Origin of the sequence: Microcoleus sp. OTE_8_concoct_300 (assembly GCF_031383065.1) — a bacterium.
Classification (GTDB): domain Bacteria; phylum Cyanobacteriota; class Cyanobacteriia; order Cyanobacteriales; family Microcoleaceae; genus Microcoleus.
The window spans coordinates 1-12,030 of record NZ_JANMZH010000350.1; the positions used below are offsets into that span (position 1 = coordinate 1).

At 43.6% G+C, this 12,030-nt stretch carries 13 protein-coding genes; 7 read left to right on the forward strand and 6 right to left on the reverse strand.

Annotated elements, in window-relative coordinates; genetic code table 11:
* Positions 1-226: 226 nt before the first annotated feature.
* The gene (locus tag ACUVJL_RS15975; protein WP_445246747.1) at positions 227-547 is read left to right on the forward strand and encodes a DUF433 domain-containing protein; all 321 of its coding nucleotides are present in this window, start codon (positions 227-229) and stop codon (positions 545-547) included.
* On the forward strand, positions 540-875 hold the full coding sequence (locus ACUVJL_RS15980; RefSeq protein ID WP_445246748.1) for a DUF5615 family PIN-like protein: 336 nt from the start codon (positions 540-542) through the stop codon (positions 873-875). The genes ACUVJL_RS15975 and ACUVJL_RS15980 overlap by 8 nt, the downstream gene beginning before the upstream one ends.
* Positions 876-1,045: 170 nt before the next feature.
* Here the strand turns inward: ACUVJL_RS15980 and ACUVJL_RS15985 are convergent, their stop codons facing one another.
* A complete protein-coding gene (locus ACUVJL_RS15985) occupies positions 1,046-1,441 on the reverse strand; it encodes an HNH endonuclease (protein ID WP_445246749.1) in 396 nt (131 codons plus the stop codon).
* Between the two features lie 3 nt (positions 1,442-1,444).
* The gene (locus ACUVJL_RS15990) at positions 1,445-1,792 is read right to left on the reverse strand and encodes a hypothetical protein (RefSeq protein WP_445246750.1); all 348 of its coding nucleotides are present in this window, start codon (positions 1,790-1,792) and stop codon (positions 1,445-1,447) included.
* On the opposite strand from ACUVJL_RS15990, the gene ACUVJL_RS15995 reads away from it, so the two are divergent.
* On the forward strand, positions 1,782-1,919 hold the full coding sequence (locus ACUVJL_RS15995) for a hypothetical protein (RefSeq protein ID WP_445246751.1): 138 nt from the start codon (positions 1,782-1,784) through the stop codon (positions 1,917-1,919). The genes ACUVJL_RS15990 and ACUVJL_RS15995 overlap by 11 nt on opposite strands.
* 154 nt (positions 1,920-2,073) lie before the next feature.
* Here the strand turns inward: ACUVJL_RS15995 and ACUVJL_RS16000 are convergent, their stop codons facing one another.
* Positions 2,074-2,607: a hypothetical protein gene (locus tag ACUVJL_RS16000; protein ID WP_445246752.1), complete on the reverse strand. Its 534-nt coding sequence runs from the start codon at positions 2,605-2,607 to the stop codon at positions 2,074-2,076.
* A gap of 6 nt (positions 2,608-2,613) precedes the next feature.
* Here ACUVJL_RS16000 and ACUVJL_RS16005 point away from each other — a divergent pair, with 6 nt between their 5' ends.
* Entirely contained in the window at positions 2,614-2,805 is a 192-nt protein-coding gene (locus ACUVJL_RS16005) for a hypothetical protein (protein ID WP_445246753.1), read from the forward strand.
* On the opposite strand, the gene ACUVJL_RS16010 is transcribed toward ACUVJL_RS16005, so the two are convergent.
* Complete coding sequence (locus ACUVJL_RS16010; RefSeq protein WP_445246754.1) at positions 2,802-5,780, reverse strand: hypothetical protein; 2,979 nt, start codon at positions 5,778-5,780, stop codon at positions 2,802-2,804. The genes ACUVJL_RS16005 and ACUVJL_RS16010 overlap by 4 nt on opposite strands.
* A gap of 372 nt (positions 5,781-6,152) precedes the next feature.
* Here ACUVJL_RS16010 and ACUVJL_RS16015 point away from each other — a divergent pair, with 372 nt between their 5' ends.
* A complete protein-coding gene (locus tag ACUVJL_RS16015) occupies positions 6,153-7,763 on the forward strand; it encodes an NB-ARC domain-containing protein (RefSeq protein ID WP_445246755.1) in 1,611 nt (536 codons plus the stop codon).
* 204 nt (positions 7,764-7,967) lie between these two features.
* On the opposite strand, the gene ACUVJL_RS16020 is transcribed toward ACUVJL_RS16015, so the two are convergent.
* A complete protein-coding gene (locus ACUVJL_RS16020; RefSeq protein WP_445246756.1) occupies positions 7,968-8,948 on the reverse strand; it encodes an ABC transporter ATP-binding protein in 981 nt (326 codons plus the stop codon).
* 110 nt (positions 8,949-9,058) lie between these two features.
* On the opposite strand from ACUVJL_RS16020, the gene ACUVJL_RS16025 reads away from it, so the two are divergent.
* Entirely contained in the window at positions 9,059-9,265 is a 207-nt protein-coding gene (locus tag ACUVJL_RS16025) for a hypothetical protein (protein ID WP_445246757.1), read from the forward strand.
* 154 nt (positions 9,266-9,419) lie between these two features.
* The gene (locus tag ACUVJL_RS16030; RefSeq protein WP_445246758.1) at positions 9,420-9,932 is read left to right on the forward strand and encodes an ARC6/PARC6 family protein; all 513 of its coding nucleotides are present in this window, start codon (positions 9,420-9,422) and stop codon (positions 9,930-9,932) included.
* Positions 9,933-10,046: 114 nt separating this feature from the next.
* Here the strand turns inward: ACUVJL_RS16030 and ACUVJL_RS16035 are convergent, their stop codons facing one another.
* Positions 10,047-10,976, reverse strand: coding sequence for a phosphoribulokinase (locus tag ACUVJL_RS16035; protein WP_445246759.1), 930 nt, complete (start codon positions 10,974-10,976; stop codon positions 10,047-10,049).
* Positions 10,977-12,030 lie beyond the last annotated feature (1,054 nt).

Sequence of the window (12,030 nt, forward strand, 5' to 3'; positions counted from 1 at the left end):
TTTGCCGATCGCAGAAATTCCGGCTTTTATAGAGCAAAGTAAAATAATTGGACAAAGGGCGGCGGTGCGTTTGTTTCGGGAAAGGGTGAGAGAGCTTTTGACGGAGTGATGGTGGTTTTTTTAACCGCAGATGAACGCGAATGGATGAAAGGGCGATCGCCCTGAGTCTGTTTGTGCTAAGATTAAATAGCTCTAAAAATTAGCAAATAAGAGCCTTTCATGCTTTATGTCTAAGCAATCAGTCATCACAAAGTATATTGAAATTACACCGGGAGTGCTTGGTGGTAAACCACGCATTGCGGGTCATCGAATTTCTGTAGCACACATCGCTGAAATGTATCTTAATATGGGAGAGTCCATAGAAGAAATCGCTAGGGACTATAATTTGTCACCGGCTTCGGTTCATGCGGCCATGACTTACTATTACGATAATCGAGAAGAAATTGACCGCCGCACTGCTGAATCAGATGCTTTGATCGAAGAGTTGAAGCGCAAGAGTCCACCCTCTCGTTTGCAGGAAAAGCTGAGGGAAATTAGAGGTGAGTGAGCGAATTCGCTTTCATTTAGATGAGAATGTTAAATCGGCTGTGGCGCGAGAATTGCGCCGACGTTTAATTGATGTTACAACAACTATCGAGGCGGGGTTACTTGCTCAGAGTGATGAATCGCAGTTAGCATTTATCTGCGAACAAAAGCGGGTGATTATGACTCATGATGATGATTTTTTAACGATTGCTAGTTTTAGCAGCGAGCATCCAGGTATTGCTTATTGTAAGCAAGGTACTCGTTCGATCGGACAAATCATTGAAGCTCTGGTTTTGATTTATGAAGTGTACACGCCTGAAGAAATGGTCGGGCGTGTTGAGTTTTTGTGAGAAAGGGTAAGGGCGATCGCACTTTTTGTCGTAAGGGCGATCGCTCTTTTGAACCGCAGATGAAGGCGGATGAACCGGGATGAACGCAGATGGGAGAAGGGCAATTTATCTGTATAATAAAAATTGATAGTTCGATCGGACTATTTTGAACTAGAGAGCGTGAAGCGAAGCTATCCCGAAGGGAATCGCCTGCGTTCGGCCAGTCGCTCATCGGTGTTAAGCTGTAGTAAATTGACAGTTGTGCGCCCTTCTGGAGTTAAGCCAATAATCCTGCCATCATCCAAGGTAAAGTGTTCGGGCCAGTTCTGCGTCCGGGGGTTGAACAGGAAACTAAAAGCGCTAGTCTGGGGATCGAAAGAACCGAAGTCTGTCCCTTTATATCGGTTGCACCGCCAGCAAGCGAAGGCGAGATTATCCGCATCAGTTGTACCTCCGTGCTTTAGAGCAATTATATGGTCAACTTCGTGAGGGAAGAAACTCAAAGAAATTCCCAGCAGACAATACTCGCAGCAGTAGGAAGCGCGTTCTTCAATATATCGGCGAAGGGTGGCAGAAATATAAGTCACAAATCAAGATTGGCGGGTGAGATAAGGTAGGTTGCCCATTTTGAGCATAATTACTAGATGTTCAATCCGCTCGTATTCATCTAGTTCTGCTTGTTCTGCGGAAGTGAGTTCACCGGCTTTGCTGCGTACTACCAATATCCGCAGGCGTTCTTGCATTTCAGGAGTGGGGCGGAAGGCTGCGATTTCTTCCGCTGTGGGCGCGCTGGCAAGAAAGTTTAAAATATAGCGGTAGGTGCGGGATGGCAACACTGGGTGCTCGACGCACAGGCGCAGAATTTCTGGCAGTTCTTCGCCCAGGAGTGCGAGTTGCTCACAGAGGTCGTCGGGGACTTCAATGGTGATGGTTGTCACTGTTATAAACCCTCAAAGTACAGGAGCTATTACTTATTCTAGGGCTTTTAGGACGAAGGGCGATCGCGCTTTTGGTTGTAAGGGCGATCGCACTTTTGACCAACCGCACATGAACCGGGATGGATGAAGAGCGATTTATCTGTATTAGGACTTACGCATGGGGCCCAGAAACCGGGTTTTTGCTGAGAAGACGCGTTGCAGCCCGCAGATTCGGTAAAAAACCCGGTTTCTTTAGTCGGAGTGCGTAAGTCCTGTATTACTTATTCTAGGGCTTTAGTGCATTACTGACATCCCCGAATATTCCTTCTAATTCCTGACCATTCATTAGCTAAATTAGATTGACTACTAGAGATTTTACTGCCCAACATTTGAGGATTTCTTTCATAGAAAATCAGGTCGGCTTTATAGTCACATATTTTTACTTTGTCGTTGGTGTTTGAAGGTGTACCATAGTTAGATATGTTGGCTAGTTGTTGAATAGACATCATGCCATTATAGGTGCGACCACCAATTACCCATGTAGGAAAACTATAAACCCCAGCTTTATCGCACTGCGAATTAAACTCACCATCTCTACCATTGGGGGAGCATTCAATGTATTGAACTTGGCTGAAAACGTCTCCGAATAATTGCGCCTGCTTTCGAGTGTAAGGACACCAAGAAGCACCGTACATTTTAGCACCTGCTTGTTTGAGATGATAGGCTAGAGATGCAGCGGTTTGTGCTGTGGCTGGTTTGACTAGGCTGGTACAATCTATGCCAATTGCACTGATTAGGGCTAGTGCACCTAATATTTTGAATTTTAGTTTAATCATGATTCAATGTCTGTGAGAGGGTTGGGATTTAAGAAAGGTGGTTGTGGGGGAGTCTGGGTATTGGGGGTTGTTTTAGAGGGCGATCGCACTTTTTGTCGTAAGGGCGATCGCACTTTTTGTCGTAATGGCGATCACACTTCGTTAAAACCAAGGCGATCGCACTTTTTAGGAAAGGATCGCCCTTTAGATTTAGCCTAAACGTACTTGAAATAACTCGCATCCAAATTTAGATTTACAGGCGTTCCAAGCGTTGGCCCTACTCCTCCTTGTTGCACTATGGCAATTAGTTCGTCTGTAGGGTCAAACTGTTGATTCCGATTATTATCAAGATATATCCCCCTACCTGCTGGTAAACCATTGGGAGAGTTCCCAAGAATATATTGGCTTTTAGAACCACGAAGCTGTATCGTATCCTGACCACCAATATTTCCAAAATCAACAATTAGAGCGTAGTCACGAATCCCGTTTGTTAAAGGAATACCATCATCATACAAAGTGTTCGTCTTGGTAGTCCCAAGAATAAATAAATCTGCTCCACCACCACCTATTAAAGTATCAATCTGTCCGAAACCCCGCAGCCTATCTTCGTTTTGATTGACGCCAATCAGGGTGTCATTGTCCAAACCGCCATTGAGGTAATCATTGCCATTATCACCTGAAAGAAAGTCATCACCTTGATCCCCAAAAAGAGTATCATTGTCCTTTCCTCCATAGATAGTATCATCTCCTGCCTGACCGTAAAAGTTGTCCTTACCTACGCCACTATAAAGTGAGTTACCTCCGATTAAAGTATCATTTCGGTTACTACCGTAAACGATGTCATCATCATTGCCACCATCCTTATTTTTTACCGTTAAAAACAATGGTTTTGGTAACTCTTCATCATTTTTGGGTTCTGTTTGGGGAAGGTTAAATTGGGGAGTATTAAATGCCAAAATTCCTGCATGGCGATCATCATAAGCTTTTCCTTTGCCTTTGAGATCGGTCAAAATAGGGTTTTGGTTGACTAACTTCTCAATATCTCCCAACTCGTTTTTTTGGATAATCAGATTTTTGAATGCTTCGATAACCCACTGATGCTCTTTCGCATCCAAGCGAGGTTGATCACCAATAACAGGAGTTTGAATTTGATCGTTAAAACTCATTTGGAATGACTCGTCTGCCTGTGCTGCAAAGATTTGATTTCCAGACAAACTATTTTTGCCAACAAAAGCTCTGGAAAAATTAGATACTTCTTTGAAGTTAGGTAGGTAGATTTGTTGAGATCCTGAATCAGGAGATATAAAATCTGCTTCTGGTGTTCTACCATCTACATCATATCCAAATCCGGGCTTTCCCTGCGATAAGGTGCTAATGTTAGCCTGAGATGGTGGATCGAGGGCAAATATTGTATTTACGCCTATTCCTTTACCATTTGGATCTATACCTTTTTTTGTTGCTGTTTGCTCTTCTTGCCATACGCGAGCTATTTCATTACTCAGTAATGAACCGAGGCTATGACCAATTAAATTAAGATTTTTACTGGCATACTCAGCATCAACTCCAAATTCTTCTTTCAGATTCTTTACTACCCACTCAGCAACGGGTCTAATCCACTTAGCAGCCGTGTAATTGCTAAGCCTTAGTAGAGCATCAATATCGGATTCGGTCTTATTCAGCTTACCGCCAGCCGCTGCTTCCTTCCAGTCGAGAAGTAAAACTCGATCGCCTGGATTGGTCTGAGCAACTGCTTTTCCTAAATCCGAAAAATCGCCTGCATAGTTAGGATTGTCGTCAGCACTAACATTCAAACCATGAATAACGATCCATGTTTGCTTTGCCTGAGTTGAGCTTTCTGGAACTAATTTAAGATTGACTTTTCGAGACTTCATTCCCAAATTATCGGGGAAGTATCCGTAGGGTAATTTATCAGATCCTTCACTTAGTGAATCTAGGGCCTTGGTTGTACTATATAATGTATTTTTGTCTACAAAACTATCTATAATGGCTGAAATTAAAATAGCAGCCCCGGCTACGTCGCTCTTCGTTCCAGCGATACCAAGTTTTAGTTTTTGATCGGTTATTGAGTCAACAAAATTAGCCTCGACTTGACCTGTTACAGTTGTTGGTTTTGGAGTTTCAACAGTCGGAGTTGTGGTTCGAGTCGCAGATGGGATAGACCCTGCACCAATAATCGTATAGCCATCACTAAGACCAGTGATATCTCTATCAAAAGTCCCTTCTCCTGTTGCTGAATCAATAACAATCCGCTTATTATCACTTGTGAAACCAACAAGAGTGCTTCCCTCAAAGGACAAGCCAACCACACCATCAAAGCCAATATCACCAATTTTAGTGGATTGACCAGTTAAAGAAACAGAGAGCAAGCTGCCATCTTTTGCAAACAAAAATCGGTTATTGCCTGGATCAAATGCGATGTCGCCAACTGAACCTTCGTCCCAAGGAAAGTCGGCTATTGATGATGCAGTGCCGGTTTGAGGATTAATAGTGTATAATAGAGAGCTAGTAAAGCTATTAGAAGTCTCCTTAGAGCGACTAGCTCCATAAAGTATGTTATTAGGAGAAGGTTCCAGAGCAATCATCTCCACCCCAGAAGCAAAGTTGCCAATCACAGAGGATGAACCTGTTTCAGGATTTATTTTGTACAACTGACTAGGAAGTGGATCTTTCTTAATACCCAAAAGCTTGTTGTCATTAGAGAAAGCTATATCAAAGAATGTTGAGCTACTTTCGGCCTCAACAAAATTTCCTATTTTTACAAATCTTCCTAATGGATCAACTGTTCCGGCTTCTTGTCCATTTTTCGTAACAACTAAAGATGATGCAATCCCCAAGGAGCTAGTTTTGAAGTTATAGTTTCCTATCTCGTTATCAAAGAAGCTAGTAGCTCGAATCGTGTAATTTACACCCGGAATTACGGTGAATTTTAACTGTGAATTATTACCGTTCTTAATTAAGCCATCGTTATAGGTAATCACTTCACCTGTAGAAGCATTTACCAATTGTAGATAACTGTCAAGATCAGTCGAATCGAGGTTAATTTGAACTTGCTGCCAATTGGAAACCCCAGTTAAGGTATAGTCATCGGAGAAGCTACCCAATCTTTTAGGGTTTTTAGCATCAGTGCTACTCAAACTTCCATCAATTGTTTGCCCTAAGCCAATATTCGTCATAATCCCATCTCCTCACAAATATAGTTGCGTCAAAACCAGCAAAGCCCGCCTTGCAAGCCTTCCTAAATGTCTATCAGGGCGTTCATCTACTTTTTATGCAGTTCGCCCTGTTTTTGTAATAAAACTTTACATTGCTCCAACAGCAGATAAGCTGTATCCCCGATCGCCCGCCAGATGCACCGTCAAACGTAGCTGAAAACCAGACACATCATTTCACAATACTCCAGAATCCTGAATCTGCATAGGCTAAACGGCTCACCATTTGGCTCAACATCAAAGGCTCACTTGGCTCATTTGGCTCATTTGGCTCATTTGGCTCACCAAATCATGTAACATTATTTACTAAGGTCGAGTTTCCGTAGAGGAGTAGCAATGGCAGGTTTGCTCAGAGCATCCGAAGAAGGGCTAAAAATCATTGACATGGTAAGACGCAATCTCGGATGGAATAAAACTGAGGATACCTGGTGTGTTGCCGCTTTAGTTTCAACAGCTACCTTAAAACGGTTTTGGGCGAAAATAGGAATTAGACGAGAGAACTTTATCAATATTTGCAAAGCAGTAGAAATAGAAAACTGGGAATACATTGCTGAAGGCTACAAAATCAAGAAAACAGAGCCACTTTTAGCCGCCGCGATCGCAGATATCCCCCAAGACAACCAAACCGATCGCACTTTCCCCCTCCCAGAAAACTTACCCCCCGTCAGAAATTGGGTACAGCGCACAAAAGAACTCGAAATCTTAAAAACTACTATCATTAACTCAGACATCACCGCCATCTCAATAGTCGGATTACCGGGAATCGGAAAAACCACCCTCGTCAGCCAATTAATTCGCCAAATCCACACAGAAACAACCCCCTTCACCTGCGCCGCTTGGCAATCCTTGGAATCTGCAACAGGCAAAGCACCCCCGTGCGATCGCACAATTGACTCGCTGCTATTCACCCTCTCCAACGGCGACATTACCGCAGCCGTCAATGCTCAAAATGACTGTGGCAAAAAAACCGAAAATCTGCTCAAAATCCTCAGAGAAAAACCTTGCTTGCTCGTTTTCGATCGCGCCGACACACTTTTGAAAGCACGAGAGGCAAAAGCGGCTGGTTATTTCGCCGAAGATTGTGCAGAATATGCTTGGTTATTCAAACAGTTATTAGAAACAGAACATCAAAGCAAAATTATATTTACCAGCCGCGAAAGCTTAGCCGAATTGCCGCCAACAGTCACCCGCGAAATCCAGCTAAACGGATTGAATCGAGATAGCGCTGTTGCCCTCTTGCAATCTTTTAATCTGACTGCGAATGCAGAGGAATTAGCCGAAATGGGCGATCGCTATTCAGGACATCCCAAAGCCTTACACCTCGTCGCAGCGTTGATTCGAGATGATACCGAGTTTCAGGGAAATGTCGGGATTTTTCTGCACCAGAGAGACTGGTTGCTGATTCGAGATATTGAAAGAGCGATCGATGAAATGATAGCGCGTCTGGGCGACGGCGAGCAAACTTGTCTCAGCCGAATTTCTGTCTACCAAACCTCAGAATATCCCCTATCTTTTGCAGGAATTAGCGCTCAAATGCCAGAAGTTAGTAAGTATGAACTTAAAGAAAATATTATTCAGGCGCTTAAACGCCGACAATTGCTATATTACGATCGCCACCTCAAATCCTATCAGTTGCATCCGCTAGTCCGAGAAAAGGGCGAGTACCTGCTAAATCAAAACGCTGAAAATCTCCGTACCGCCCACAGCCAAGCCTATAACTATTATATCAGCATTCCCCTCAAACCGGAATCGGAATGGCAAGAAATCGAGGATATTAAGCCGCTAATCAGAGCGCACTATCATGCTTCTCAAGCAGGAGATTTAGATGCCGCAAATGCGATTATTTCTGAAGTTAGTGAGTATTTGCGGCAGTGGAATTGTGCAGAGTTGGTGTGTGGAAATATAGAGTTGCCATTGTTAACGGAAGTAAAAAACATAACTTTGTAGGGGCGGGTTCACCGACAAGAATTGCCCAAAACCCACAATCTCGTAAACCCGCCCCCGCGCCACCATCAATCCCAATCTACCTCTTTCAAAATAACTCTAAAAACCTGGAGGGCGGGTTTATTTAACCTGTCTGCACCGTTAAATCTGTTGGTGAACCAGCCCCTACAGGATGTATGAAAATGGTGCAGACTCTTTTAAGATAATTCAACCACTAGAATAAATCCCTCTTTCTTGCAGTTGGTGCATAAAAAACTCTTCCAAAGTAGGCTTAGCCAAATTCATCCCAATTAGCTGCCCTCCCGTAGCGCTCAGAGTAGAAATAAACTCCTTTGGAGTGCCCTGCAAATGACCGTACCACACATCATCATCAACTTCCATATCCGGTATCCATTTTTGCAGGATATTCAAGTGGCCGCCCCTACCTTCAACCCGGTAAGTTTCAGTATTGCCGAGGAGTTCCTCGATCGCACCAATGCAGATTAACTCACCTCTCGCCAAAATTGCCACTCGATCGCAAATCTTCTCCACATCAGACAATATATGCGAATTAAAAAAAATTGTTTTTCCTTGAGCTTTCAGCGATAAAATTATCTCCCGCATCTGATAGCGTCCCATCGGATCTAAACCCGACATCGGCTCATCTAAAAATACCACATCTGGATTGTTAATCAAAGCTTGAGCCATGCCAATCCGTTGCAGCATTCCCTTAGAATACTGGCGCAACTGTTTTTTAGTTGCTGCCGATTGAGATAGCCCAACTAAGTCTAGCAAATGCGGAATTCGCTGCCGCTGAATTGAGGGGGGAATTTGAAATAATCCCGCCGCAAACTGCAAGAATTCCCAGCCCGTGAGATAATCGTAAAAATAGGGATTTTCTGGCAAATAGCCGACTCGCTGCTTCACAGTGCGATCGCCCAAAGGCCTCCCCAACAGCAGCCCCCTGCCAGAAGTCGGCCGCACTATACCCAGCAAAGTTTTCAGCAGCGTAGTTTTCCCCGCTCCATTTTGCCCTAACAGCCCGAAAGTTTCCCCCTCAAAGACACTCAGAGTGCAACTTTTGAGCGATTCAATCTTTTGGTTCATCCAAAAGCCAGTACGGTAGAACTTGCCCAGATTAAATGTTTCCACTACTCGGGTAGCTCCGGGCATCTCGGTGGGAGTTGGCGCATCTATAAGAGGTTCCATTTTCGTAAGCGAAATAAGTAGCACCTGATTATATTCTATGGCATAAGTTCAGTAATAATTGCTCTTTTTAATGTTAAACTAATATTAGCTGCACTTAAAATTTGCTGAATATGGATCGTTCAAAAATTATTGCTATTATTACTGGGGTGATTTCTATAATTTTAGCAGTTGCCTACCTGCTGCTCGTCACCCTCCTCGACTTCCGAGGCGAAATGCTGCCCGCACCTCAAAGTCAGTTGCCAGTCTCCATGCCAATTCAGCAATTAGGCACGGCCAACCCGACTTTGCGAGCACCGAGGATTTATTCTCAATTGTGACAAAAATAATACAATTCAAACTCCGAAATTCCCCCAGTACATGATGTAGACAAAATTACTGACCAACTAACGATAGGTTGACATTATTTCATAATAATTCTCACCTATATTTTGGCTAAATAAATTCAATTCAGCATAAGTGAGGGCTTTAGATATGAAACCGATAATCCTACTCGCTATCTTAACTCCTTTGTGGTTGACTCCGCCCGCCAAAGCGGAAAATATTACTTGTACCCGACAACGGATTGCAACAAATTACTGCAAAGATTATATTAGTCAAGCTCAGAATATTACTCTCGGACAAGCTTCGGATTTAATTAGCAAGTGGCTGGAGGCAAAGCAGAGAATCTTTGCTCCTCCATTCGATCGCCAATTGCTAGCTAAAATGACTACCGGTATTTTGTATACCGATACAGTCAAAGCGATGGACAATCTGATAAACAGCAATTCTCAGTACCGATACGGTGTCCAAAAAGTTGAATCCGTCGAACGCTTTGCAGCATCTGGAAACAAAGCCACTATTGAAGTCAAAGTCACCGAAGATGCCACAGTGTACCGAAATGACAGAGTCGATAGTAGCAGTTTCAATACTAAGCTAGTTCGCTATACCTTAGAGTATTGGGATGGCATCTGGAAAATTGCCGACTCTCAAATTATCAGTCATTAGTCATGGGTTAGTTGTTATTTGTTACTAATGAGAATTAGTAATTGCTAATGGTGAGTGGAACTAATAACCCAAAACCAATAAATAAACAAATAACAACTAACAACTGACAACTAACTAATAGACATGAATTGCTTTCATCATGTGATATGCAACTAGCAACTGCGTCAAAGCTAGCGGGTAACTTTGCAAAACTTCGCCAGTTGTGCCGATCAGTTTGCCAATTTCCGGGTTGCCTTGGGCGGAGCAAAATCCCCGCAGGTGCGGCAACTCGCTGCACAAAATCATTTCCAGTTCGTTTACTTGGTCGCTGGTAGCATGGGAGTCTACTTCCAAAACGTCAACAGGTTTGCCCATATCCCGATCGAGTCCCAAGCGAATTGCAGGTTTAAAACTCTCGCTGCCTCGACCTAAAATTTCAGTAAAATCAGGGTGAGGAATTGTCGGTCTGAGCACTAAACGGACGCTCAAATTGGATTCATTGTCCGCTTCTGGCGGGTAAAAACTAACTACAACGTCGGCCGATTTGCGCTGAGGACGAATGAAGTCTTCAGAGTCCGGTTCCCGTTTTTTTATTTCTGCAAGCACCTGTTCTTCAGTATAACCGCGCTTCATGATATCGCGCTTAACTTTCCACTGAGTTCGCAACTCTTCTGGGGGAGCAAGATACACTTTTACGTCGTAAGAATCGCGGATTGTTCGGGTTGCGTAACCCAGCAAACCTTCAACTATTACAAATTTGCTGGGCTTGATGTATTCCGGCGCATCGAAGCTACCTGTGGTGTGGTTGTAGATAGGTTTGAGAATTGCTTGTCCGGTGCGCAGCAGGCTAAGGTGCTGCTGCATGATGTCGAGATAATTGCAGTCGGGATGCAATGCTGTGATCCCGATTTCTGCCCGCTGCTTTCTGTCGTAGCGGTGATAGTCGTCAGTGCAAATCACTGTGACATTTTCTGGCCCTAATACTTGGGCAATTCCCCGCGTCAGGGTGGTTTTGCCCGCTGCGCTGTCTCCGACAATACCTAGAATAATTGGTCGATCGCTCATTGTTTTTACCCGGACGCACAATAGCAAATTTTGTTGTGAATCTTAAATATTATCAAAATTGTGTTCGATTCGATCGCTCGCTCGCATGGTTTGACTTGAACCCCCCCGGAGTCTCCCCCATGTGTAAAATTATTGTAATATTTCTTAATATAATGGGGCACCGGAGACTCAGGGAGTATCTGATTAAAAAATCACGCTTATTTCTCAACCGCCCACGATGTCGATCGTACTTTTGAATCCGGCTATTGTCATAATTTCGGGAAAATTACCCCTGCAAAGTGTCCCGGTAGTCTCTTTTGTAGTGCAAATTACAGCAGCGATGGGAATCGTGGGATATTTTTGGTTTCAAAACGGGCCGCAAGCAGTGAATCAACTTGCCAGTCAATCAATCAATGGACGCCCAGGCCGATCAAATTTACCCGCAATATGAAGTTTTAGCCACTGCTTTCGCTGTGCGTGACAAATTAATATAAATTTGAGTTCAGGACGCAATTAGGCTCTCAGAAACCTGCTTTTTTTACTCTTGCTTGCCTGCTGCAACGAAGTGTTTCCGTGAACAAAATCGGTGGCGACGCACCCGTGCGTAATTTTTAAGTTTACACAAATTTTAAGTTTAACTAAGCCCGTCGCAAGCTACTGTCCCTAGCTTCAATCTCAAAAACCACAGCTTTAGTCTCCGCATTGGGATAAATATTGGTAGGGTGGTGGCGGGAGTCAATCGATTTTAGATTTTAGATTTTAGATTTTAGATTGACCCCACGGATTAATGCGGGGGCTTGAGGATTTTCGATTTTAGATTTTGGATTGATTCCACGGATAAGTCCGGGGGCTTGTACCATCAAGAAATTCGCTTGTCAGCGGACCCGATACAATAACTAATGACTAACAACTAATGACTAATGACTAATGACTCATACCAATTTAATGTGAAGTTGCACATATCTCGATCCCCCTAAATCCCCCTTAAGAAGGGGGACTTTGATCGGAATCTTGTCCCCCCCTTATTAAGGGGGGCTAGGGGGGATCGGATTCTATGCAGCCTCATAAAAAATTG